Annotated in this window: 16 protein-coding genes and 1 tRNA gene; 3 read left to right on the top strand and 14 right to left on the bottom strand. The window is 65.0% G+C overall.

What is annotated here, in order from left to right; translation table 11 throughout:
- Positions 1 to 436: 436 nt before the first annotated feature.
- Positions 437 to 1,537 carry an NADH:flavin oxidoreductase/NADH oxidase gene (locus tag DYQ94_RS00690; protein WP_126965684.1) on the top strand — a complete coding sequence of 367 codons (1,101 nt, stop codon included), beginning with the start codon at positions 437 to 439 and terminating at the stop codon, positions 1,535 to 1,537.
- Between the two features lie 975 nt (positions 1,538 to 2,512).
- Here DYQ94_RS00690 and DYQ94_RS00685 read toward each other — a convergent pair.
- The 3 genes from DYQ94_RS00685 to DYQ94_RS00675 all read right to left on the bottom strand — a co-directional run bounded on the left by DYQ94_RS00685 (position 2,513) and on the right by DYQ94_RS00675 (position 8,307).
- Complete coding sequence (locus tag DYQ94_RS00685; RefSeq protein ID WP_126965683.1) at positions 2,513 to 4,837, bottom strand: tetratricopeptide repeat protein; 2,325 nt, start codon at positions 4,835 to 4,837, stop codon at positions 2,513 to 2,515.
- Between the two features lie 24 nt (positions 4,838 to 4,861).
- Positions 4,862 to 6,730 (bottom strand): ATP-binding protein, encoded by a 1,869-nt coding sequence (locus DYQ94_RS00680; RefSeq protein ID WP_024940066.1) that lies wholly within the window; start codon positions 6,728 to 6,730, stop codon positions 4,862 to 4,864.
- A gap of 221 nt (positions 6,731 to 6,951) precedes the next feature.
- Positions 6,952 to 8,307, bottom strand: coding sequence for a helix-turn-helix transcriptional regulator (locus tag DYQ94_RS00675; RefSeq protein WP_024940067.1), 1,356 nt, complete (start codon positions 8,305 to 8,307; stop codon positions 6,952 to 6,954).
- Between the two features lie 96 nt (positions 8,308 to 8,403).
- Here DYQ94_RS00675 and DYQ94_RS00670 point away from each other — a divergent pair, with 96 nt between their 5' ends.
- Together DYQ94_RS00670 and DYQ94_RS00665 are read left to right on the top strand one after the other, a co-directional pair.
- Positions 8,404 to 8,700 (top strand): hypothetical protein, encoded by a 297-nt coding sequence (locus DYQ94_RS00670; RefSeq protein ID WP_126965681.1) that lies wholly within the window; start codon positions 8,404 to 8,406, stop codon positions 8,698 to 8,700.
- A gap of 516 nt (positions 8,701 to 9,216) precedes the next feature.
- Positions 9,217 to 10,002 carry a winged helix-turn-helix domain-containing protein gene (locus DYQ94_RS00665; protein WP_126965680.1) on the top strand — a complete coding sequence of 262 codons (786 nt, stop codon included), beginning with the start codon at positions 9,217 to 9,219 and terminating at the stop codon, positions 10,000 to 10,002.
- Between the two features lie 403 nt (positions 10,003 to 10,405).
- Here DYQ94_RS00665 and DYQ94_RS00660 read toward each other — a convergent pair whose 3' ends face one another.
- The 11 genes from DYQ94_RS00660 to ileS all read right to left on the bottom strand — a co-directional run bounded on the left by DYQ94_RS00660 (position 10,406) and on the right by ileS (position 24,180).
- Entirely contained in the window at positions 10,406 to 10,792 is a 387-nt protein-coding gene (locus DYQ94_RS00660; RefSeq protein WP_016901521.1) for a DUF805 domain-containing protein, read from the bottom strand.
- Between the two features lie 302 nt (positions 10,793 to 11,094).
- A complete protein-coding gene (gene radA, locus DYQ94_RS00655) occupies positions 11,095 to 12,486 on the bottom strand; it encodes a DNA repair protein RadA (protein WP_016901522.1) in 1,392 nt (463 codons plus the stop codon).
- Between the two features lie 433 nt (positions 12,487 to 12,919).
- Complete coding sequence (locus DYQ94_RS00650; RefSeq protein ID WP_160954599.1) at positions 12,920 to 14,800, bottom strand: M61 family metallopeptidase; 1,881 nt, start codon at positions 14,798 to 14,800, stop codon at positions 12,920 to 12,922.
- 180 nt (positions 14,801 to 14,980) lie between these two features.
- Positions 14,981 to 15,316, bottom strand: coding sequence for a cytochrome o ubiquinol oxidase subunit IV (gene cyoD / locus DYQ94_RS00645; RefSeq protein ID WP_006450195.1), 336 nt, complete (start codon positions 15,314 to 15,316; stop codon positions 14,981 to 14,983).
- Positions 15,316 to 15,945 carry a cytochrome o ubiquinol oxidase subunit III gene (gene cyoC, locus DYQ94_RS00640; RefSeq protein WP_006450194.1) on the bottom strand — a complete coding sequence of 210 codons (630 nt, stop codon included), beginning with the start codon at positions 15,943 to 15,945 and terminating at the stop codon, positions 15,316 to 15,318. Before cyoC ends, cyoD begins: the two co-directional genes overlap by 1 nt.
- The gene (cyoB, locus tag DYQ94_RS00635) at positions 15,942 to 17,942 is read right to left on the bottom strand and encodes a cytochrome o ubiquinol oxidase subunit I (protein ID WP_039511404.1); all 2,001 of its coding nucleotides are present in this window, start codon (positions 17,940 to 17,942) and stop codon (positions 15,942 to 15,944) included. The genes cyoC and cyoB overlap by 4 nt, the downstream gene beginning before the upstream one ends.
- A complete protein-coding gene (gene cyoA / locus DYQ94_RS00630; RefSeq protein WP_024940071.1) occupies positions 17,942 to 18,877 on the bottom strand; it encodes a ubiquinol oxidase subunit II in 936 nt (311 codons plus the stop codon). The genes cyoB and cyoA overlap by 1 nt, the downstream gene beginning before the upstream one ends.
- A 357-nt stretch (positions 18,878 to 19,234) precedes the next feature.
- Positions 19,235 to 19,310 (bottom strand) — tRNA-Thr (locus tag DYQ94_RS00625).
- A 176-nt stretch (positions 19,311 to 19,486) separates the two neighbouring features.
- Positions 19,487 to 20,437, bottom strand: coding sequence for a 4-hydroxy-3-methylbut-2-enyl diphosphate reductase (gene ispH / locus DYQ94_RS00620; protein ID WP_102252551.1), 951 nt, complete (start codon positions 20,435 to 20,437; stop codon positions 19,487 to 19,489).
- Between the two features lie 77 nt (positions 20,438 to 20,514).
- Entirely contained in the window at positions 20,515 to 21,027 is a 513-nt protein-coding gene (gene lspA / locus DYQ94_RS00615) for a signal peptidase II (protein ID WP_039511422.1), read from the bottom strand.
- Between the two features lie 321 nt (positions 21,028 to 21,348).
- Positions 21,349 to 24,180, bottom strand: coding sequence for an isoleucine--tRNA ligase (gene ileS, locus DYQ94_RS00610; protein ID WP_126965678.1), 2,832 nt, complete (start codon positions 24,178 to 24,180; stop codon positions 21,349 to 21,351).
- Positions 24,181 to 24,182: the final 2 nt, after the last annotated feature.

Raw genomic sequence — 24,182 nt, 5'->3', positions numbered from 1 at the left:
AGTTTCGGCAACCAGCAACGAACCTGTAGCGGTCAGAGGAAGGTCCAGACAGAGTTTGACATTGCGGCGCACGCGGTGAACGTGAGCGCGACCACGCCTGGAAAGATGCGATAACTGCCGTCCCGTTCCCTTGCCATAGGCGCGACGATTGCAGGCGCGACGGCCGCCGGTTGGCGTCCACCGCCGGCTCGGCCGTGCGTGCAGCCGCCGACCGCTACGCAACGGTGGTCATGGTTTTGCGGGCGGAGCGCGTCTGACGCCGCCCAATACCTGTCGGAAGCGCGCATCCCATGCCAGCGGACGCGCCCGCTGCGCCGGCTGGCCCGCTTGTCCACAACCGGCACCGCATGCAACGCGCTGTGCCACCGGCAGAGTGTCTGCGCGGCGGCCGGGCGTGTTCTGATCGCAGCCTGCTTTTCTCAGGTGGTCGCTCTCCATGTCATCGCTGTTCTCTCCGTATCAACTCAAGGACGTCACCCTGCGCAACCGCATCGCGGTGCCGCCCATGTGCCAGTACACCGCCGTCGACGGCCTCAGCAACGCGTGGCATCAGGTGCACTACGCCAGCATGGCGCGCGGCGGTGCGGGCCTGGTCATCGTCGAGGCCACCGGCGTGTCGCCGGAAGGACGCATCACCCCCGGGTGTCTGGGCCTGTGGAACGACGCCCAGGCCGAGGGACTGGCGCGCATCGCGGCATCGATCAGCGCTGCCGGCGCGGTGCCGGGCATCCAGATCGGCCACGCCGGCCGCAAGGCCAGTGCCAACCTGCCGTGGGAAGGCGACAACCACATCCCCGACGGCGACCCGCGCGGCTGGGACACCATCTCGCCCTCGGCCATCGCCTTCGGCGGCGGCCTGCCCAAAGTGCCGCGTGAGATGACGCTGGACGACATCGCCCGCGTGCGCGGCGATTTTGTCGCCGCCGCGCAGCGCGCGCGCGATGCCGGCTTCCAGTGGCTGGAGCTGCATTTTGCCCATGGCTATCTGGCGCAAAGCTTCTTCTCGGTACACGCCAATCAACGCCAGGATCACTACGGCGGCACTGCCGACAACCGTGCGCGCTTCCTGTTGGAAACGCTGCAGGCCGTGCGTGCGGTCTGGCCGGAACAGCTGCCGCTCACCGCACGCTTTGGCGTGATCGAATTCGATGGCCGCGACGAAGAGACCCTGCAGGAAGCCATCGCACTGACGCGCAACTTCAAGCAAGGCGGCCTGGATCTGCTCAACGTCAGCATCGGCTTTAGCACCCCGACTGCGCAGATTCCATGGGGACCGGCCTTGCTGGCGCCTTACGCCGAACGGGTCAGCCGCGAGGCGCAGCTGCCGGTTGCCTCGTCCTGGAACATCGACGATCCGCTGGAAGCCGACCGCGTCGTCGCCGCCGGACAGATGGAGCTGGTGATGGTCGGCCGCGCGCACCTGGCCAACCCACACTGGCCGTATCACGCCGCATTGGCCCTGGGCGAAGAACGCCCGTCCTGGGTGCTGCCGCCCTCGTACGCGCACTGGCTGGAGCGCTACGGCAAGCGCAGCTGATCGGGCAGCTGCCATGCACTGCGAGATAGCCGTACAGGCGAATGCTTAGGTCTGCTGCGGGCGCTTACACCGGGTTTCCAGGGATGGATTCCCGGCGTGTCCCGACACTGCATGCGGCGCCGCGCCGCCGACCAGCTCCGCAGACCTGGCAATCTTGTGCAAGACCTCTGCCGGTTCCATGCGAATGCTGCGGTCTGCCGAGGGCGCTTGCACGCGTACCGGCGTGGGACACGCCGCAAGTACGTCCCTGTAGGCTCTGGCGCGGCATCCATGCCGCTCAAGGTCCCACGCCGGCACGCGTGCAAGCACCACCGGTTGTTGTCGGTTGCTGAAAGAAATGCGGAGGGTCAGCTGAGCTGCACGTTCTTCCTAGCGTCCATTCCTGGCGACGTGACAGTAGATGGAAGGCTTACTGATTACATCGGCCACGAAGTCCGCAGGCATCAACACCTGCTTGAAGCATTGCTTGCCGATCAGCGATAGCAATATGGGGAGCGTGGCGCCGCGTCCGGTGGCGGGACCGTGTGGCGACATGGATGTCGCCACCGAGCCTCCAGGGACGGATTCACGGCGTGTCCCGACACTGGATGCGGCGCCGCGCCGCCGACCGACTCCGCACACCGATCAATCTTGCGCACGACATCCACCGGTTCTTCGCGAATGCCTCGGTCTGCCGAGGGAGCTTGCACGCGTACCAGCGTAGGACACGCCGCAAGTACGTCCGTGTAGGCTCTGGCGCGAGATCCATGCCGCGCAAGGTCCCACGCCGGCAACCGCGCAAGCACCACCGATTGCTATCGGTTGCGGAAAGAAATGCGAACAGCCAGATGGGCTGCACGTTCTTCCGAGCATCACCATTCCTGACGACAGGCCAGCAGTTGGCACGCAACCACGCATGCCAATCCCGAATGCCCAATCCCCAATCCCGGCGGCGGCCGCGTCAGCAGCTAATGCGCGACGAGCTTGATCGCCGCCCTACAGCCCGTAACGCTCCACTGCGTCCAGATGCGGGCGCGGGTCCTGGTCGCAGGCCTCGGCCAGGCGCAGCCAGCACATCGGGTGCGCCCACTGCGCGGTCGTGGCCAGCAGGAGGCGATGCAGTTCCAACGGCGGCGCCGCTTCCGGCAGCGCCACGGTGAACAGCACGCCCGGCAGACCCGTGCTCGCATCTTCCGGGTCGAACGCCTCCGCGTGTTCCGGATCGACCACGCGATAGTCGTCGCGGCTATGCAGCCACAGTTTCCAGCCACGCGCTTCGATGTCCTCGCGCAAGGCCTCGATCGCCTGCCCGCCGGGATGCACGCCATCCACCAGCCAGCTGCTGCCGTAACCGCCCGCCTCCAGCACATGCACCTGCGCATAAGTCGGCACGAAGCGCTCGCGCTCGGCCTCGTCCTCCGGCGGCGGATACAACAACTCCGCATCGAACACCACCCAGTCGCCGACATGCTGGCGCCGATGCGCCGGTGCATTTTCGACGATACGCGCGGTGACCGGGCCGGTGCGCCGCGCGTAGTACTCGGCTGCCTCGCCGTCATCCACGCAGCGCACGATCACCCAACCCCAGGTTTCTTCGACCACGCCGCTGGTGCTGCTCAGCTCCATGCCGAGCGCCAGCGCCGAGGTGCGCACTGCGTCCCATTGCTGCGCCGCGCTGGCCGCAGTCATGTGATCCCAATGCGCGGAGCGCGGTTCTTCCATCAACTCGGTCAGCTGTCGATACACCTCGGTGGCATCGGCGAAGCGGCCGGTATTGAGATACATGCGCCCCAGCAAGCCGCGCGCACCGTGCGAGCCGGGCGACAGTTCCAGTAACGCGGTGCAGGCCTGCTCCAGCGCCGGCCAATCGGCCAGCCGCTGGGCCAGCTGCGCTTCGCACCACAGCGCCGCCACCGGCACCAGCGGGCGATACAGCTGCGCCAGCCGGCGCAGGCCGGCCTCGTCGCCACGGCCCAGCAGCAGATTCATCAGCCGGAAGGTCGGGCTGGTTTCGCGATCGGCATGCCGCTGCACGAATGACCACAGCAGCGCGATCGCCTCGTCGTCGGCCGCACACGCGCTCAATGCCGACGCCGTGGTGTCCACCAACTCGGCATCGTCGGGTCGCTCGGCCACTGCCTGCAGCAACCACTGCGCCTCGCGCTCGGGGTTACGCGCCACGTCTTCGCCCTGCGCATCCAGCCATGCCAGCAACTGCTCGGCGGGCACCGGCGCCGGCTCGCCGGCCGGTGCGGTTTCGATGCGCACGGCCAGACCGTCCAGCAGTTGCGTGGCGCCCCGGTCCTGGCGCAACTTGGGCACGTGCGCACGCGCAAGCGCCAGGTGGCGGCGTGCGGTCCACACCGCGCCACGCTGCAAGGCCAGCCCGATCGCCATCTCGGCCGCGTCGATCAGGATGCGATGTGCACCGACCTGCGCGTAATGATCGAGCATCACCTGCAGGCGGCTGCCCAGATCCCAGGTATTGCGCTCGGGCTGGCGCGATACCAGCACCACCACCGCACGCAACCAGTGCAGGCGGTAGCGCGGCGCGACCTCGCGCCACGGCAGAAACGCTTCCAGTGCTTCGTCGTCGCGATTCAGCATCGCCAGGGCGCGGGCTTTCTGCAAACGCCGCGGCTGACTGCAGTTGGCCCACTCCGCGCCTTCGCGCGCGGCCTCGCGCTCGCGCTGCTCGATCAGTGCCAGCGCGTCTTCCGCGCGGCCCAGCGAGAGCAGGATCGAAATGCGCATGTCCGGCACGCCGTCGTAGATCTGCCCGCCATGCGCAACAATGGTCTGCGACTGCTGCTCCAGATAACTCAGCGCCGCCTCGCCGCGTCCGTCGTCGAGCAAGGCATCGGCTTTTTCGCAGCTCAGGCATTGGTAGCACGACCAGCTCGGATCGATGCGGCCCAGCGTTTCCTCGCACACCTCGATGCGCTCTTCCACCCAGCCCGGACCGTCGATGTTGGCGTAGCACGCGGCCAGATCCTGGGTCACGCACACCGACTGCGGGCACTCCACCGCATCGGGGCGGTGCGCACGCTCGAACAGCGTCACCGCATCGCTCAGCGCACGCTCGCCCTCGCACAGGTTGCCGACCCGGTTGCGCATTTCCCAATGCCCGACGAACACCTCCAGCCACGGATTGGCCAGCGTCTTGCCCAGCGCACGCGCCTCGGGCAACAGCGCTTCGGCACGTTCGATCTGCAGGTCGCAGATATGGTCGGTCAGGCGCGTCAGCAGTTGCGCATTCTGCGGCTGCCCGGCTTCGCCCAGATCGTCCTGTAGCTTCTCCACCCAGTTCCAGATTTCCATCGTGTTGCTCCTTCGATGCGGCGCTCAGCGTGCCAGCAATTGGGTCACGGCCTCGGCAAGATCGCCGAAGGCCCGGTTCAAATCCGATCCGCCCGATGCGTTGGCACCGGGCTGCGGCTGGGTGCGCCCCTGCGCCGACACGATCACCTTCAGTGAGCGCAGCAGCCGTGCCGCCACCGCCGCCTGCGGATTGCCGGCGCGTTGCGCCGCCAGCAGCGCCTGCAATGCCGGGTTATCGAGATTCAGGTAGAGCCGCTGGGTCTGCCGTGCTTCGATCCCCGCCGTGAACTGCCGGGCCAGCCGCAGCGCAGCGGTGGACACGCGCTTGTCGTTCTCGTCCTGCTCCAGGCGGCGTTTCAGTTCGGCCTCGCGGTCGGGCACCACCACCAACGGCAACGCCTCGGGGCTGAAACGCGCCGGCACCAGCGCTTCGCCATCGCCCAGATGCTGTTCCAGCCAGGCCAGTTCGTCGGCCGGCAGCGTGTCCAGCTGGAACAACTGCCGGTTGCCCTGCTCGGTGCCCAGCTCGACCAGGCGCACGCCCTTGGCCTGCGTCCAGCGGCGCAGGAACGGCACCACCGCATAGCGATTTCCGTAGGCCACCGGCACGCCCATCGCGCGGAACAGCATTTCTTCGAAACCGCTGTCGCTGTCCAGGATCACGTGCACCGCACCACGCGCCGGCAATTGCTGCGCCGGCAGGTCGCCCTGCGAGGTCGGCACCCGCACGTGTTCCATCAGCAACTCGAACAGACGCTCGTCGCACAAGGCAGCGCCCAGCAATGCCTCGTTGTGCCGCAGCAGGATGCGCCGCCAGGCTTCCGGCTGCTGACGCGCCACATCGGCCAGGCCCTGCACCAGCGCCTCGGACAACGCGTGCTGCACGGCCGCGTAGGTGGCATCGCGCTGCAGGTCTTCGCGGCTGGCGGTGGGCGTCAAGCGATTGGATTCGATCACGCCCCCGATAAAGCCCGCCCACGGCGGCAGCAATTCGCGTGCGTTGTCGTCCAGCAGCATGCCGCGCAGGAACACCGACAGATTGCGGTTGTCGCTGGTGCCGTAGGTGGCTCCGTCCTGCACCCACAGCAGGCCGACCGCATCGCTGCCCTCCTCCGCGCGCACCGGCATGCAGCACAAGGGTTCGAAGTTGCGCTCGAAACGTGCGGCAAACTCGCGTTGGCGCCGCCAGGCCTGCACCGGATGCAACGGCACCGCATCGTGCATGCGCCACGGCGGCGGCTCGGGGTTGATCGCCTGGGTATCGGAGCCGATCCAGATCGGCTCGCGCAGCAGCGCGCAATAGCGCGACAGGATCTCGCGCAGCCGTGCTTCCTGGGCCAACGACAGATAGTCCTGGTGCAGTTCCAGCACCACTTCCGTCCCGACCTGCGCACGCGCCGGGATCGGGCTCACCGTGTATTGCTCGGCATTGCTGGAGATATAGCAATGCCCCAGCGTCGGGCTCTGGTAGGAGGTGGTGCGCACGGTGACGCGGCGCGCCAGCACGAAGGCCGACAGAAAGCCCAGCCCGAACATGCCGATCAGGCCGCTGTCCTCATGCCCGCCCTGACGCAGGCCACGCGTATACCCCACGCCGACCGTGGCCAGGTAATCGTGGATCTCCTGCTGGGTCAGCCCGGCGCCGGTGTCGATGATGCGCACGATGCCCTGGGCAGCGTCGGCATGCACTTCGATGCGCGATTCGCCTTGCCAGTCGGGTTGTTCCAGCCGGCGACGCAGGATCGAGTCGTGCGCGTTCTGCACCAGCTCGCGCAGCGCGACCACCGGCGTGGAATACAGATGCTTGCTGAGCACGGACATCAGTCCGTTGAGATCGACGCCTGCACGGCGGATCTGGGAGGCGTCCGTCGCCTCGGAGGTGTGATCTTGCATGATCGTTCGTCGTTTCCTTGGCGGCCACGCCCATCCTCGGACGCGCCTTCCTGGGTGGCAGTGCGAGCCGAACAGGATAGCCGCAAGCCACGTCGTACGCACGCGCGCCGCACTCTCACGACTTCCAATGGCTGGCCGGCCGTTCGGTCGCCACTGCAGCACGGCCTTCGGAAACGACACGCCACGGCCTGCATCGACGCCCGGCCGTGGCGCGCAACGACCTAGCGCTGCAGGGTTTCCATCGGTGCCTCATTGAAATGCTGGCGATAGCCCTTGGCCAGCGCCGAGCGGCTGCCCACGCCCCAGCGGCTGGCCGCCTGCAGCACGCTGCCGCAGCCGCCTTCGGCCAGTAGTTCGTCGCGAATGCTCTGCATCCGGTAACGACGCAACACCTGGGTCGGCGACAGCCCGGTAGCGGACTTGAACGCCTGCTGCAAGGCGCGCCCGGTGACGCCGATCTGCGCAGCCACCTCGTTGATCGACAGATCCGAGCGGTGCGCATTGGTGATCATGTAGGCGTAGGCGCGCCGGTACTTGGCCGGCAGCCGCGCGGAGATGTCGTCGCTGACATGCGCCGGCGTGCCGCTTTCCAGCAGCCGCGGCGCCTGTACCTCGCTGCGCAGGCACTGCACCGCACCCAGCGCATAGCGGTTGTACAGCAGCAGTGCCTGCTCGGTCTTGCCCAGCGCCTGGCTGATCTTGGCCTGGCAATACTCGAACTCCAGATTCCAGCGCGGCGCGTGGTGCCGGCCCGCACCGGCCAGGGCGCGCTCTGCCAGATCGGCACGCCCTACCGCCAATGCGGCAAGCGCCAGCTCCACCTGCGCATCCTGCCGGGCGCAGGGCGGGCAACCGGTGGCGGCGGCCGGCAGCGCATCGATCTGCGCATCGAAACCGAAGGTGTCGCCACCGGCGATGCGCAGCAGATTGCGCACGTGGCGCATGCGCTGTGCGAGCACCGGCATGCTCTCGGCCAGGTCGGCGATGCAGGCACGCAGCTCGTTGGGCTCGAACGCGTGCGCCGCATCCTCCTGGCGCAGCGTGGCCTGCCAGAACACGTGGTCGCTCATCCGGTCGGCGCGCCGGATGCGCAACTGCGCAATCATGTCCAGGCGCAGCGCATTGGCGATGCGCAGCCACTCGGTTGCGCCGCTGTCCAGGTCCGCCAGCACGTCGTTGGCACGCTCCAGCGTCTGCAACGCCAGCGTGCTCTGGCCCAGATGAAAGTGGGTCAGCGCCTTGCCCAGCAGACTCTCCCCGCACAGGCAGGCCGGCGTCTCGCGGTCCATCGCCAGCTGTGCAAAGCAGTTCAATGCAGCGCTCAGGCGGCGCTGGCTCAGCATCAACCAGGCGGTATTGCGGCAGGACAGCAACCGCAATTGGCGCTGATGCCCGCGCATCGCCTTCAAGGCGTGGCGGTAGGCATCTTCGGCCTCCTCCTGGTATTCGAGGATCAACAAGGCGTCGCCGCTGGCGCCGAGCAGGCCGACTTCGTCGTCGGCGCCATCCGCGGCGGCCTGGCCATCACGGCGTTGTTGAAGATGTTGCAGACCTTGCGGCCAGGCACCAACCAGCATCCTGCTTGTATAGGTAGGAAGACGGTCTGCGTACGACAACGCAGAGATCGCCGCGAAGTAGGTTGAAAGGATCATGCCGGGCTCTCTCATAGGGGGATGAGCAAAAACAACAATGCGCCGGTCTGGCTGGCGCAACCGATTGTATGCAGCGGATCCAATGGAATTTCTCACTCCAAGGCACTAAGAAAATCAAAAAACCTCACTCTGTCTCCTGCCAACCCAGTTATGCGGCATGCAGATAAAGGGCACTTTTTGCATACCGCCGGCGCTGTCGTGCATAGGACATTGCACGCCATGCGAAGCCGTATTGAAGACAGGACGGCAGCCGGAGAAGATTGGCAGGGCCAACCAAATCCCATGCCTTGTGTCGGCTTCAGTGCTGTCCCGGCATGACGTTGCAATGGCCGCATCCGCGGTACTTCAGTAAATGAAAGATGCGCGTCAAACGATGGCCGCGCCGTTGTGCTGCATCGGCGGATCGCTCAGATATTCCATGTGCGCTGCAAGCGCGTGCAAATCGCAATACCGTGGTATAGACCTGGACGCGCAATGGGATGGACTCTGCGACTGCGCCCGTTGTCTCGCCGCGTCGACCGGCTGCGCGTTGCGCAATGTCGGAATTTTGTTAGTTACTGACGACGCATGCCCTGGATGTAAGAGCTGCTTTACGCCTAGATGAGCGTACGTTAAAGCCGGCCTACCCAAAGCCGAAGAAAAGTACGCAGCAGTGAAACTTTCTGGCTCGGCAATGGTACATACCATTCGTCCGGCCCCAGGTCGGATCCCCTGGCAGCCAAAGGCGATGGCGATGCACTTATCTCTACACGTGGGTTTTGTATTGGCGCCTGCTGTCCGCAACAGGCATCCGACGTACGCCTGGTACGTGTGCAGACATGGGAAGGCCGGCTGATGCACGGCAACCTTCCCGGCAAGCACGGATCGGCTTTCCTGTTGACGCAGGACGCGCGTCTGGCATCGCAGGTCAACGCGAGCCTCGCACCGCTGGCCCCGAGTTTTGCGGTGTTTTCCGATGAACTCGAACTTCTGCGCTCGCTGCGGCATTCCCCTTGCGAGCTGTTGATCTTCGATGCGACCTGCGTCGCGTCGGACGACAGCTCGCTGCTGGCCTGGCAACGCTGCCACAGCGGCCATCCCACGCCGCTGATCGTGCTGGGGCGTTTCGACTGTGCCCACGACATCCTGGCCTGGTACCGCGCCGGCGCACACGATGTGCTCGCCCTACCCTTCAATTCGCACGAGCTGCATGTGCGCGCAGCATTGGCGCTGTCGCCGGTGGCCGAGGCGTGCCCCGAGAGCCAACAGCTGAGTGTGGGCCCCTACCAGCTGATCCGCGACGAAAATACCGTATACCTGCACGGCAAGCCGATCGTGTTGACCGCACGCGAGTTCTCGATCGCCTGGCTGCTGTTTTCCAGCCCCGGTGTGTGTTTCCGCCGCTGCCAGTTGGCCAAGGCGGTGTGGGGTAGCCACACCGAGTTCACCGACCGCACGATGGAGCAACACATCTACAAGCTGCGCAAGAAGCTGCAGCTGTGCAATCACAGCGGCGTGGTGCGCATCAGAACCGTGTATTCGCATGGGTACAAGCTGGAACTTGCCCTGCAGGTCAAGGACGCACCGACGCCCGGCAAGGTCGTCAGCCCCAGCACCGGCCATCATGCTGCGGCCTGTTGACCGATGCGGACCTGCAAGAGCGAAGCGCGGCGACTTGCGCTTGCTATCTGCTACCGGCGCCTGCATGGCAGTGAATCGGCCGTTGCCATGCGTTGATCTGGTCAGGCATTAACTGGCAGAGCTTGTTCGCCGGCTCCATGTCGAGTGGAAACGCACCCAGTTAATAGTTCAATAATGTATTGAATATACAAATAGAGCTTGGCGCATTGCCGGTCGACTGCTTCCTACACCCTGGCAGGACGTCCAAGTTTTTGCCGGCAGTTGAAGAACGCATCAATCGAGCCGAATCCGGCACTCAAACGCACGCGTGTTGTTGGTCAGCCTGCGCCGACCGTACATCTCCAGAAACGACAATGGCGCGGAGGAGTCTCCGCGCCATTGTTCGATCAGGCCTTGCACCCGGTTACTGCTTGGGATTCTCGCCGTACTCGTTCGGGCCGGGCGTACCTTCCAGGCACATGAAGACCAGCACGATGAAGCCGCCCACATAAGGCACCAGGCTGATCAGATAGAACCAACCCGACTTGCCCTGGTCGTGCAAGCGACGCACGGTCACTGCAATGCTCGGCACAATCAATGCCAGCACCACGATCCCCATGACGGCAGCAACCAGCCATGCCAGTGCACCAGGACCGTTCTCGCCGCCCATCAGTGCAGCCGCGATGCCGAACAGGCCGCCCAACACCAGCAGGACGATCGCCTGCAGCAGCATGAACATCCAATATTCCTTGCGGCGCGAGCGGCCATTGAAGTCGGCGTAGCGCTTGAGTGGCAACAACATCCATTCCATCGTGTTTTCTCCTGATAACGCGCAGTGAGCGCTGTCCGTGATCCGGTGCACAGTGCAACGGGCCGCGCATGTTGCCATAGCCGCCCTGCGCTGAAAACGTTTTCTTATCGACGAATGGCGGATCGCGACCTGCTGGCCGACGGACGGTCACAGGAGCTGGCGACAGCCAGCCCGAAACTTCATTGATGTCATTCAAGCATGGCGCAGGCAGCCATACCGCCCACTGCACGGCGGTGCGGGGTCAGCTCATCGCATGCAGAGCGACGCCTCGTAAAGACAGTCGCTCACCTACCGCCCCGGTATCACTCGGCGGCCGCTTCCAGCGCCTGGCTCAGCCGCTCCACCGCAACGATCTCCATGCCCTTGATGCTGGTGGTCTTGGGCGCGTTGGCCTTGGGCACGATCGCGCGCTTGAAGCCGTGGGTGGCGGCCTCTTTCAGACGGTCCTCGCCGTTGGGCACCGGCCGGATCTCGCCGGACAGGCCCACTTCGCCAAAGGCGATGGTCTTCTCGGACAGCGGCCGATCGCGCAGCGAGGACAACACCGCCAGCAGCACCGGTAGGTCGGCAGCGGTTTCCTGCACACGGATGCCGCCGACCACATTGACGAACACGTCCTGGTCGCCCACCACGATGCCGCCGTGGCGGTGCAGCACCGCCAGCAGCATCGCCAGCCGGTTCTGCTCCAGACCCACCGCCACGCGCCGCGGATTGGACAGCGGCGAGGCGTCCACCAGCGCCTGCACCTCCACCATCAGCGGACGGGTGCCTTCGCGGGTGACCATCACGCAGCTGCCCGGTTGCTGGGTGCTGCCACCGGACAGGAAGATCGCCGACGGGTTGGAGACCTCCTTGAGGCCCTTCTCGCCCATCGCGAACACGCCCAGCTCGTTGACCGCACCGAAGCGGTTCTTGAACGCGCGCAACAGCCGGAACCGGCTGCCGCTCTCGCCTTCGAAGTACAGCACCGCATCGACCATATGCTCGAGCACGCGCGGGCCGGCGATGCCGCCTTCCTTGGTCACATGACCGACCAGGAACACCGCGGTGCCGGTCTCCTTCGCGTAACGCACCAGCCGCGCCGCACTCTCGCGTACCTGGCTGACCGAGCCCGGCGCTGCGGTCAGCGATTCGGTCCACAGCGTCTGTACCGAATCGGCCACGATCAGCTTCGGCCGCGCCACGCTGGCATGCTGCAGGATGTTTTCGATGCCGGTTTCAGCCAGCGCGTTCAGGCCCTCCAACGGCAGATCCAGCCGCACTGCGCGCCCGGCCACCTGTGCCAGCGATTCCTCGCCGGTGACGTACAGCACCGGCAGTGTGCTGGCCATGCTCGCCAGCGCCTGCAGCAACAGCGTCGACTTGCCGATGCCGGGGTCGCCACCGATCAGCACCACCGCACCTTCGACCAGGCCGCCGCCCAGCACCCGATCGAACTCGCCAATGCCGGTGGACACGCGCGCCTGCTCGGACTGCTGCACGTCCTTGAGCGCGGTGATCTTGGGTGCCTCGGCCTTGCCGGCCCAGCCGCTACGCCGCGATGCCGCAGGCGAGGCCTTGCCGCCGGGCGTGGCGCTTTCGAGCACGATCTCGCTGAGCGTGTTCCACACCCCGCACTCGGTGCATTGCCCCTGCCACTTGTTGTATTCGGCGCCGCACTCGCCGCAGACATAGGCCGTTTTCGCCTTCGCCATCGTCAGTTAACCAATCGCTTCTGGAGCGACAGGATAGTCGGCGTTGGTCTCAGGATGCGCGACGCTGGCTCGGGATTCGGGATTCGGGATTCGGGATTCGGGAGTCGGGATTCGGGATTCGGGATTCGGGAGTCGGGAGTCGGGATTCGGGAGTCGGGATTCGGGAGTCGGGAGTCGGGAGTCGGGAGTCGGGAGTCGGGAGTCGGCCAGGCTGCGGCGGCGCTGGAATGGATGCAACCGCGCATTCCTGCTGCTGCGTTTTCACTCGGACATCGATGGCGCCGAGCGTTTGGCTGGCGCGCTGTCTTCTGGTCGGTCGGCATCGGTACCGACCAGAACCAGCGTCTGGAGCCGCATGATCGATCGCAGCCGGTCATGCAGCTCCAGGTCTTGCCATTGCCCGCTTCAACGGCTGTGAGCGAGCGGCTGCCGCTCAGCGCGGCTTGTACAACTCGCTCAGGCGATCCGGCTTGCCGGGGATGCGTTCCAGATGCGGATACAGCAGGCCGCCGTGGTAATCGATGCGCACGGTGTCGTAGCGGTCCAGGCGCTTGACCAGCAGTTCGATCGGCGCGGTGGTGCCCTTGGCCGCCTTGATCGCGTCCTTGATCACCTCACTGCTGAAGGCGCGGCCGTTGACCGCCACGATGGTGTTGCCGGCGATCAGGCCGGCATTGAAGGCCGGGCCGTCCCACAGCACATCGCTGATATCGCCAGAGGCCTTCAGGGACACGCCAAGCGAATAGGTCAGGCTGGCGTCCTTGTCGTCGCTCTCGTCGGCCTTGGTGGCCAGGTTCGGCTCCTCGTTATAGACCAGCTTCCAGCCGTTGGCTTCGATACCGCCGTTCAAGGAGCCATGCCCGTCCATGCGGCTGCGCAACAGGCTCGCCCAGTCGTAGGCGGCGATGCCGTTGAGCGTGGCGACGATGTCGTCGAAGGTGTACGGATTGACGTCCCAGTCGCCGTTCTTCATGCCGAAGAAGGCCTTGCCGAAATCGTCGATGGAACGCTTGTTGTTGGTCAGCGCGCGCAGCTTGCTGTCCACTTCCAGCCACATCATCTGGCCGCCGGAGTAATAGTCTTCGGCCATCTGATAGCTACGGTAGGCCTTGGGCCGGCGCATCGACATGGTCGGGTCGTTGGTGGTGTCCTGCACGGTGCGCCAGGCCATGCCGGGGCGACCACGCTCGTAGTTCGCCGCCACGCCGGCCAGCATCTCGCGCGCCTGATCCTGCGTCCACAGGCCCGAACGCGCAGCCATCACTTCGCCCCAGAACTGGGTCTGGCCTTCGTACAGCCACAGCAGGCTGTCACCCATCGGCACGTTGAAATTGGGCGTGGCCAGGTCGGCGCCACGGCGGTACTTGCCGTTCCAGGAATGGTTGAACTCGTGCGCGAGCAGGTCGCGCCCGGTCCAGCTCTTGTCCCACTCGGTGAAGTAGGTCGGCACGCCGCTGTTTTCGCTGGAGCGATGGTGCTCCAGGCCGATGCCGCCCAACTTCTTGGTCAGCGCCAGCAGGAATTCGTAGTGGTCGAAATGCCGCGCGCCGTAGAGCTTGTCCATCTGCTGCACCAGCGATGCATGCGCCTTGATCTGCTCGGGCTTGGCCTCCAGCGACTTGGCTTCGTCGGCGAACACGTTGAGGTAGACCGGCTGCTTGCCGCCGCTCAGCTCCACGCGCTTGTAGTACTTGCCGGCGAACATCGGCGAGTCGACCAGGTCGTCGAAGTCGATCGGCTTGAAGGTCACCGTGTCGCCAACCCGGCGGTCAGTCTCCAGCGCCGTGGCATAGCTCCAGCCGGCTGGCAGCGTGACGCTGGCCTGGGCCTTGATGTTGCGTGCGAAGACGCCGGCCGGATACAGCGCCGTGGTGTTCCACTGCAGGTTGAGCATCTCCGGGGTCATCATCACCCGGCCCTGGTTCGGGGCCTGCGGCGAGAGGAACCTGAACTCGGCCACCAGCTCGCTGGCGCCCTGCGGCACGTCCACGGTGAAGGCATACACATCGAACTGGTCGCGCTTCCACGGCACCACCTTGCCATCGACCTTGATCACCAGACCGGCGAGCTTGTCGATCGGCCCGGTCGGCGAGTGATTGCCGGGAATCCACTGCGGATACAGCAGCGTCATCGGGCCCGGCCGCGCCGGCATGGTGGTTTTGACCTTGAAGATGCGATGGGCCAGATCGGTGGCATCGACGTCGATCTTCAAGGTGCCGTCGAACGGCACGTCCTGCGGCGCGGCAGTTTGTGCGGCCGCAGGCAACGACAGTGCCGCCAGCAACGACACGGACAACAAGGTGGGGATCTTCATCGCAACTCCGCAGGGACCTGGAACAGGCAAGCCCACGATGCTAAGCGCCTGCCCGCGCTTCCCCGTATGCCATAGGTCATGCTGCGCAGCGATTCACACACAAAAAAACCGCCGGTGACCCGGCGGCTTTTTGTCCAGCATCCTTGGATCCGGCGTGCCGTGATCCGGCACAGCGCCGTCTCAATGCATCATGTTGACGTTCATGTTGTGCAGCACCCACAGCGAACCGACGATCACGATGCCGATGATCAGCAGCGAGAACAGGCCCACCTGCACGTTGGAGCGCTGCTCGGGCGAGCGATCCATGTGCAGGAAGTACACCATGTGCACCAGCATCTGCACTGCGGCCATCAGCGAGATCACGATGACGGTGACGCCCTTGGAGAACGCCCCGCTCATCACCATCGCAAACGGGATGACGGTGAGGATCACGGCCATCACAAAGCCGATCAGATAGGACTTCAGGCCGCCGGCATGTGCGTCGGCAGCGGTTTCATGCGCGTGGTGATTGGCCATTACAGCGCTCCCAGCAGGTAGACGACGGTGAACACACCGATCCAGATGATGTCCAGGAAATGCCAGAACAGGCTCAGGCAGGCCAGACGCGTGCTGTTGCGCGGGGTCAGGCCGTTCTTGGAGATCTGGATCACCAGCACTGCCATCCACAACAGACCGGAGGCCACGTGCAGGCCGTGCGTGCCCACCAGGGTGAAGAAGGCCGACAGGAACGCGCTGCGCCCCGGACCCGCCCCTTCATGGATCAGGTGGTTGAACTCCCACACTTCCATGCACAGGAAGCCGATACCCAGCAGTGCGGTGACGCCCAGCCAGGCGTACAGCCCGGTCATGCTGCGCTTGTGCGCGGAGATCATCGCAACGCCGAAGCTCAGGCTGCTGAACAACAGCAGGAAGGTTTCCACCAGCACGAACTTCAGGTCGAACAGCTCCTTGGCGGTCGGTCCGTCCACCGTGGCGCCCGAGAGCACCGCATAGGTGGCGAACAGGCCGGCGAACAGCAGGCAGTCGCTCATCAGGTAGACCCAGAACCCGAAGACGGTGTTGCCACCGGCGTCGTGATGTTCGTGGTCGTCGTGGCCGCCCGCGTGGGCGGCGTGGTCAAGCGTGGTCGAGGAAGACATGGTCATACCACCTTCGCGGCCTGCGCCGCATGTTGCTGTTCGAGCAGGGCAAAGCGCGCGTTTTCGATGCGCTCCACTTCGTCGGCCGGCACCCAGTAATCGATGTCGTCATCGAAGGTGCGCGCAATGAAGCTGCCGATCATGCCGACCAGGCCGATGATGGCCAGCCACCAGATGTGCCAGATCAGACCGAAGCCCATCAGCACGCTGAAGGCACCGATATACACGCCAGCCCCGGTGTTGCGCGGCATGTGGATCGCCTCGTACTTGGACGGACGCACCCAGCCCTTGCCGTTCTGCTTGTCGGCCCAGAACTGATCGCGGTCGTCGATGTGCGGCAGCACGGCGAAGTTGTAGAACGGCGGCGGCGAGGAGGTGGCCCACTCCAGCGTACGGCCATCCCACGGATCGCCCGTGTAGTCCATGTGCTCCTTGCGCTTCCACACGCTGTAACCGATCTGCACCAGGTTCAGGAAGATACCCAGGCCGATGATCGCAGCACCGGCCGCAGCAACGTACAGCCACGGCGCCCACTCGGGGTGGTTGTAGGTGTTCATGCGACGGGTCATGCCCATGAAGCCGAGCACGTACAGCGGCATGAAAGCCACGAAGAAGCCGATGATCCAGCACCAGAACGAGGCCTTGCCGATCTTCTCGTTGAGCTTGAAGCCGAACGCCTTCGGGAACCAGTAGGTCAGGCCGGCCAGGTAGCCGAACACCACGCCGCCGATGATCACGTTATGGAAGTGGGCGATCAGGAACAGGCTGTTGTGCAGCACGAAGTCCACGGCCGGAATCGCCAGCATCACGCCGGTCATGCCACCGATGGTGAAGGTGATGATGAAGCCGATCGTCCACAGCACCGGCGAGGTCATGTGCACACGACCGCGGAACATGGTGAACAGCCAGTTGAAGATCTTCACGCCGGTCGGGATCGAGATGATCATCGTCGTGATGCCGAAGAAGGCATTGACGTTGGCACCCGAGCCCATGGTGAAGAAGTGGTGCAACCACACCACGAACGACAGCACGCCGATGCACGAGGTGGCGTAGACCATCGAGGTGTAGCCGAACAGGCGCTTGCGGCTGTAGGTCGCGATCAACTCGGAGAAGATGCCGAACGCCGGCAGGATCAGGATATAGACTTCCGGGTGACCCCAGATCCAGATCAGGTTGACGTACATCATGGCGTTGCCGCCACCGTCATTGGTGAAGAAGTGCGTGCCCAGGTAACGGTCGGCACCCAGCAGCGCCAGCGCCACGGTCAGGATCGGGAATGCGGCAATGATCAGGATGTTGGTGATCAGCGCGGTCCAGGTGAAGATCGGCATGCGCATCAGGGTCATGCCCGGCGCGCGCATCCGCATGATCGTCACGAAGAAGTTGATGCCGGTCAGCAAGGTGCCCAGGCCTGAGACCTGCAACGCCCAGATGTAGTAGTCGACACCGACCCCTGGACTGTATTCCAGCCCCGACAACGGCGGGTAGGCCAGCCAGCCGGTCTGCGCGAATTCGCCGACACCCAGCGAGATGTTGATCAGCGCCGCACCGGCCACGAACAGCCAGAAGCTCAGCGAGTTCAGGAACGGGAACGCCACGTCGCGTGCGCCGATCTGCAGCGGCACGATCAGGTTCAACAGGCCGGTCATGAACGGCATGGCCATGAAGAAGATCATGATCACGCCGTGCGCGGTGAAGATCTGGTCGTAGTGGTGCGGCGGCAGCACACCTTCGCCGCCGTTACCCGCCAGCGCCTGCTGGGTGCGCATCATCGCCGCATCGGCGAAGCCGCGCAGCAGCATGACCAGCGCCACGATGATGTACATCACACCGATGCGCTTGTGATCCACCGAGGTGAACCACTCCTTCCACAGGTAGCCCCACAGCTTGTACTTGGTGATGGCGCCCGCGATGAGCAGGCCGAGCAGGCCGGCACCACCGAGTGCGACCATGATGATCGGCTCGTGGTACGGAACCGCCTCGATCGTAAGTTTGCCTAGCATCACTTGTCTCCAGAAGTGCACATGGCAACCGGCTCTGCAGCCGCTGCCTGATGGTCGCCATGGCCTTTGTTATGGCCCGGACCATTCATGTATTTGTCGACGAGCGAGCGGAACATGCCGTCCTGCACCGACGAGTAGTAGGTGACCGGATACTGTTCCTTGTCGTTGCGATTGGCGGCCAGCACCTGGTACTCGGCAGCGTTCAACGCGGTCGGCGATGCCTTGACCTTGGCCACCCACGCATCGAAGCCGGCCTGATCGACCGCATGCGCCTTGAAGCTCATCTTCGAGAAGCCGTGACCGCTGTAATTGGTCGACAGGCCGAAGTATTCGCCAGGCTCGTTGGCCACCAGGTGCAGCTTGGTTTCCATGCCGGCCATCGCGTAGATCATCGTGCCCAGGTGCGGGATGAAGAACGAGTTCATCACCGTATCGGAGGTGATCTTGAAGTTCAGCGGCGTATGCACCGGGAACGCGATCTCGTTGACCGTGGCGATGTTCTGGTCCGGGTAGATGAACATCCACTTCCAGTCCAGCGACACCGCTTCGATGGTGATCGGCTTGACGTCCGAATCCAGCGGACGGTACGGGTCCAGCGCATGCGAGGAGCGCCAGGTCAGCACCGCCAGCACCAGGATGATCACGCACGGGATCGACCACACCACCACTTCGATGGCGGTGGAGTGCGACCAGTCCGGCTCGTAGCGCGCCTTCGTGTTGGACGCGCGGTATTTCCACGCGAACGCAATCGTCATCACGATCACCGGGATGACCACGATCAGCATCAGCACGACCGAGGTGATCAGCAGCTGCTTCTCGTCGTGGCCGATCTGGCCTTTCGGATTGAGAATGGCCGAGTTGCAGCCTGCCAACAGCAGGAACGGCAGCATCAGGCCTGGACGAAGTACACGCCCGAGATGTTTCAACGGAATCATCGGTCGATCCAAGTGCGAAGGAACGCCAGCCTCGTTCGTCGTATCCATGTGGACTCGTCCTGACGGCGCGCTTCCCGGGGGAAGGCGGCCACGCAGACCGAAGACACGAGTTAGCTCCCTGATTTTAGACTTTGCTGCACCTGCACGAAACCCATCGGCAATGATCTGCCGCAATTAATGCGCGCAAAACTGTGCGACATGTTGTCGCAGCGCTGCGCAGGGCGGAAAAGATGCGCTTGCGGCCATCGATTGCGGCCTGTGTGATGTGCGGCGTATATGGCGGCGCAGCGCCGGGATGTGCGTGATCGGCCCAAAACGCAACTGGGCCGACCCATGGTCGACCCAGTGCTGAAGCGATGGTGCCGGAAATAGGAATCGAACCTACGACCTACGCATTACGAATGCGCCGCTCTACCAACTGAGCTATTCCGGCGAGCCGTGAATTGTAGGAGCGGAGCCGGTGCCGGGTCAATCGCCACCAGGCGGAGGACAGCATGTCCGGCGCCGGACCCGGGCTGTGGCTGGCCGATATGGCCACCTGCAGCGGTGAGGCACACCAACTTGCTGCAGGCAGTCGACGCCGGCTCAGCCAGTCCGGCGTGCCCTGCGTCAGCTGACCAGACGCAACCGCAGTTCCTTGGGCAGCGCGAACACCATCGATTCCGGCTCGCCCTCCAGCTCGGACACACTTTCGGCCCCCAGCTCGCGCAACCGCGCCAGCACGCCATCGACCAGCACCTGCGGTGCGGAAGCGCCGGCGGTCAGGCCGATGTGCTGCTTGCCGACGATCCAGGCCGGATCGATCTCGCCGGCGTTGTCGATCAGGTAGGACTCCACCCCGTCGCGCCGGGCCAGCTCGCTGAGGCGATTGGAATTGGAGCTGTTGGGCGAACCGACCACCAGCACCAGATCGCATTGGCGCGCCAGATCGCGCACCGCATCCTGACGGTTCTGGGTGGCGTAGCAGATGTCGTCGTGGCGCGGCCCTTGCATCGCCGGGTAGCGCGCACGCAGGGCCTCGATGATGCCCATGGTGTCGTCCACCGACAGCGTGGTCTGGGTGGTGTAGGCAAGGTTCTCCGGCTGGCGGATCTGCAGCGTGGCGACCTGTTCGATATCCTCGACCAGATAGATCGTGCCCGGGCCGCGTTCGCGGCTCCACTGCCCCATCGTGCCTTCCACTTCCGGATGCCCGGCGTGGCCGATCAGCACCACGTCGCGGCCGGCCCGGCAATGCCGCGCCACCTCGAAATGCACCTTGGTCACCAGCGGACAGGTCGCGTCGAACACCTTGAGCCCGCGGCGCTCGGCTTCCTGACGCACCGCCTGCGAGACGCCGTGCGCGCTGAAGATCACCGTGGCATTGTCGGGCACCTCGTCCAATTCCTCGACGAAGACCGCGCCGCGCTGCTTGAGGTCGTCGACCACAAAACGGTTGTGTACCACTTCATGGCGCACATAGATCGGCGCGCCCAGCGTTTCGATCGCACGCTTGACGATCTCGATCGCGCGGTCGACACCGGCACAGAAACCACGGGGATTGGCGAGCAGGACATCCATGGCGGGCATTCTACGGGAATGGGGAATGGAGGATGGGACCGGACGGCGCCGGTGCGCCGCGACTTCAGCGTCGATTCCTACTTCCGCATCCCCGACTCGCGCTTGCCGGACTTGTCGAACAGACCGAATACCGCGATCCCGATGGCGCCGCCGACGATCGCCGAGTCAGCGATGTTGAACGACGGCCAGGTGTGGCTGCCGATGTACCACTGGATGAAATCGACCACATGGCCGTGCATCAGGCGGTCGATCACGTTGCCGATCGCCCCGCCGATCACCAGCGCATACGGCAGCGCGCTGCGCCATTCGCTGCGTGCGGTGCGCGACAGCCAGAACGCCAGCAGCCCACTGATGCCCACCGCCAGCGCGGTGAAGAACCACAGCTGCCAGCCGCCGGCATCGCTCAGGAAGCTGAAGGCCGCGCCGGTATTGTAGGTGCGGTACCAGTTCCAGAAGCCGTCGATCACCGGCACCGGGGTGTATTCGGGCAGGCTGGACAGCACCCAGGCCTTGCTCCACTGGTCCAGCCCGATCACGAGTGCCGACAGCAGCAACCAGATCAGGGCGGAGGGTTTGGGGCGTTGACTCATGTCGAAAGGTCGCAGTTGGGGGTGACTTCTCCGACGTCGGAGAAGATGCCTGGATGGCGATAAGTGAGGGCGGTGGCAGATGAAGCTGACGAAAGCGGGATGACAGGCAGGCAAGGATGGCATGGGCACCGGAGCCGGCTACCCTGCCCCGCCGTGCCGCATGCGCCATGCTTCAGCAAGGGCGTGCATGCAGCGCCGGGGCACTCGCCGTCCGGCACCAGCGCCTGCCCATGATGCCGCGACAGAGGCGCACGCCAGCCCGTACGGGGTCTCGATAACGCGTGGCAGGACCTGCCCGCCACGCGCATTCACGCAACCCCGTCAGAACCAGTGGCGTTGCTCGCCGGGGCCTTCGATATTGCTGACGCAGCGGCTGCACAGTTCCGGGTGACGCGGATCACTGCCCACGCTGGCCTGGTGGTGCCAGCAACGCACGCACTTGGCCTTGCTGGTCGGCTGCGCGCTGACGAAGATGTCGTCGGTGCTGGCCGCAGTCACGGTCACGTCGCCACTGATGAACAGGAAGCGCAGCTCCTCGGCCAGCGGCTGCCAGCGCGCGGCGGTCTGCGCATCGGCCGCCACGGTGATCTCCGCTTCCAGCGCCGCGCCGATCGCCCCATTGGCACGCATCGGCTCCAGCACCTTGGCCACCTGCTCGCGCAAGGCCAGCAGCCTGTCGACATCGGCACTGCTCAGCGCGGCATCGGCCGGCAACGGCGCCAGGCCGTCGTACCAGGTGGCGAACAACACGTTGTCGACCCGCTTGCCCGGCAGGTAGCCCCACAGTTCCTCGGCGGTGAAGCTCAGCACCGGCGCGATCCAGCGCACGAACGCCTCGGCCACGTGATACATCGCGCTCTGCGCCGAACGGCGGCCGCGTGCATCCTCGGCCATCGTGTACAGGCGGTCCTTGGTCACGTCCAGATACAGCGAGCCCAGGTCGACGCTGCAGAAATTCAGCAGCGCCTGCACGATTTCGGCAAAGTCGTAGCGCGCATACGCGGCAGCGATCTTTTCCTGCAGTTCGTGCGCGCGGTGCACGATCCAGCGGTCCAGCAGCACCATGTCGTCCAGCGCCACCAGGTGCTGCAGCGGATCGAAGCCATGCAGGTTGCCGAGCAGGAAGCGTGCGGTATTGCGCAGGCGGCGATACGCATCGGCGTTGCGCTTGAGGATCTCCTGCGACAGCGACATCTCGTTGCTGTAATCGGCCGAGGCGATCCACAGGCGCAGGATGTCCGCGCCCAGGGTCTTCATGATGTCCTGCGGCTCGATGCCGTTGCCCAGCGACTTGGACATCTTGCGCCCGTGCTCGTCCACGGTGAAGCCGTGGGTCAGGCACTGCTTGTATGGCGCCGCCTTGTCCATCGCCACGCCGGTCAGCAGCGAGGACTGGAACCAGCCACGGTGCTGGTCGGAGCCTTCCAGGTACAGGTCGGCCGGCTTGGGCAGGCCGCGGTCCACCAGCACCGCCTCGTGGGTCACGCCGGAGTCGAACCACACATCCAGGATGTCGGTGATCTTGTCGTAATCGGCGGCCTCATCGCCCAGCAGTTCGGCCGCATCCAGCGTGTACCACACGTCCACGCCGCCCAGTTCCACCCGGTCGGCGACCTGGCGCAGCAACTCGGTGCTGCGCGGATGCGGCTCGCCGGTTTCGCGATGCACGAACAAGGCGATCGGCACGCCCCAGGTGCGCTGGCGCGAGATGGTCCAGTCCGGACGTCCATCGACCATGCCGGCGATACGCGCCTGGCCCCAGGATGGATACCAGTGCACGTTGTCGATGGCCTTGAGCGCATCGGCTCGCAGGTTGGCCTGCTCCATCGAGATGAACCACTGCGGCGTGGCGCGGAACGCGATCGGCGTCTTGTGGCGCCAGCAATGCGGATAGCTGTGCTCCATCTTGCTGGCCGCCAGCAACACGCCGGTATCGCGCAGCGCCTCGATGATGATGTCGTTGGCTTTCCAGATGTGCAGCCCAGCCAGCACGGTGTCGCCCAGCGGCGGCGTCGACGGCAGGTACACGCCGCGCCCGTCCACCGGGTTGATCTGCGCCGCGCCGTAACGCTCGAGCAAGCCGTACTGCTTGGAGACCTGGTAGTCCTCCTGGCCATGGCCCGGTGCGGTATGCACCGCGCCGGTACCGTCCTCGGCCGACACGTGGTCGCCCAGCAGCAGCGGAATCTCGCGCTCGGCATAGAACGGGTGGTTCAGCAGCATCCGCTCCAGCGCCGCGCCCTTGGCATGGCCGTGCACCACCACCGTGTCCACGCCATAGCGCGACAGCGCCTTGCCGGCCAGGGCCTCGGCCACCACCAACCAGCGCGGCTGGCCGCGATCGGCCGGGCCTTCGACCAGCACGTAGTCCAGTTCCGCGCCTAGGCTCACCGCCAGCGACGCCGGCAGCGTCCACGGCGTGGTGGTCCAGATCGGCACCGCCACGCCCACGCCCGCCGGCAGGCTGGCGCCGAACGCGGCAGCGACAGCCGCCGGATCACGCGCCGGATAGGCGATGTCCACCGTCGGCGACACCTTGTCGGCGTATTCGATCTCGGCCTCGGCCAGTGCCGAGCCGCAGTCGAAGCACCAGTGCACCGGCTTCACGCCACGGGTCAGATGGCCGTTGTCGACCACCTTGGCCAGCGCGCGGATCTCGTTGGCTTCGAAGCGGAAATCCAGCGTCTTGTACGGGTTGTCCCAATCGCCGATCACGCCCAGGCGCTTGAAATCGCGGCGCTGCAGATCGATCTGCTCGGTGGCGTACTCGCGGCACTTCTGGCGGAACTCGGCGGCGTCGAGCTTGACGCCGACCTTGCCGTACTTTTTCTCGATCGCGATCTCGATCGGCAGGCCGTGGCAATCCCAGCCCGGGATGTAGGGCGCATCGAAGCCAGCCAGATACTTCGACTTGACGATGATGTCCTTGAGGATCTTGTTGACCGCATGGCCCAGATGGATCTGGCCATTGGCATACGGCGGGCCGTCGTGCAGCACGAACAGCGGGCGCCCTGCCGCATTGGCGCGCAGTTGCGCGTACAGCCCCTCGCGCTCCCAGCGGTCCAGCATCGCCGGCTCGCGCTTGGGCAGGTCGCCACGCATCGGGAATTCCGTCGCGGGCAGATGGAGAGTGGCTTTGTAGTCTTGGGTCACAG

It is taken from the genome of Xanthomonas sp. LMG 8993 (genome assembly GCF_009835065.2).
Classification (GTDB): Bacteria; Pseudomonadota; Gammaproteobacteria; order Xanthomonadales; family Xanthomonadaceae; genus Xanthomonas; species Xanthomonas arboricola.
The sequence above is the reverse complement of the archived record's forward strand: the minus strand, read 5'-3'. Positions and strand labels throughout refer to the sequence as shown.

What these genes read in the sequence shown, in the direction of transcription:
- DYQ94_RS00690 (WP_126965684.1), top strand. Translation starts at nt 437, where the DNA reads ATGTCATCGCTGTTCTCTCCGTATCAACTCAAGGACGTCACCCTGCGC.
- DYQ94_RS00685 (WP_126965683.1), bottom strand. Translation starts at nt 4,837, where the DNA reads ATGGAAATCTGGAACTGGGTGGAGAAGCTACAGGACGATCTGGGCGAA.
- DYQ94_RS00680 (WP_024940066.1), bottom strand. Translation starts at nt 6,730, where the DNA reads ATGCAAGATCACACCTCCGAGGCGACGGACGCCTCCCAGATCCGCCGT.
- DYQ94_RS00675 (WP_024940067.1), bottom strand. Translation starts at nt 8,307, where the DNA reads ATGCTGGTTGGTGCCTGGCCGCAAGGTCTGCAACATCTTCAACAACGC.
- DYQ94_RS00670 (WP_126965681.1), top strand. Translation starts at nt 8,404, where the DNA reads ATGAGCAAAAACAACAATGCGCCGGTCTGGCTGGCGCAACCGATTGTA.
- DYQ94_RS00665 (WP_126965680.1), top strand. Translation starts at nt 9,217, where the DNA reads ATGCACGGCAACCTTCCCGGCAAGCACGGATCGGCTTTCCTGTTGACG.
- DYQ94_RS00660 (WP_016901521.1), bottom strand. Translation starts at nt 10,792, where the DNA reads ATGGAATGGATGTTGTTGCCACTCAAGCGCTACGCCGACTTCAATGGC.
- radA (WP_016901522.1), bottom strand. Translation starts at nt 12,486, where the DNA reads ATGGCGAAGGCGAAAACGGCCTATGTCTGCGGCGAGTGCGGCGCCGAA.
- DYQ94_RS00650 (WP_160954599.1), bottom strand. Translation starts at nt 14,800, where the DNA reads ATGAAGATCCCCACCTTGTTGTCCGTGTCGTTGCTGGCGGCACTGTCG.
- cyoD (WP_006450195.1), bottom strand. Translation starts at nt 15,316, where the DNA reads ATGGCCAATCACCACGCGCATGAAACCGCTGCCGACGCACATGCCGGC.
- cyoC (WP_006450194.1), bottom strand. Translation starts at nt 15,945, where the DNA reads ATGACCATGTCTTCCTCGACCACGCTTGACCACGCCGCCCACGCGGGC.
- cyoB (WP_039511404.1), bottom strand. Translation starts at nt 17,942, where the DNA reads ATGCTAGGCAAACTTACGATCGAGGCGGTTCCGTACCACGAGCCGATC.
- cyoA (WP_024940071.1), bottom strand. Translation starts at nt 18,877, where the DNA reads ATGATTCCGTTGAAACATCTCGGGCGTGTACTTCGTCCAGGCCTGATG.
- ispH (WP_102252551.1), bottom strand. Translation starts at nt 20,437, where the DNA reads ATGGATGTCCTGCTCGCCAATCCCCGTGGTTTCTGTGCCGGTGTCGAC.
- lspA (WP_039511422.1), bottom strand. Translation starts at nt 21,027, where the DNA reads ATGAGTCAACGCCCCAAACCCTCCGCCCTGATCTGGTTGCTGCTGTCG.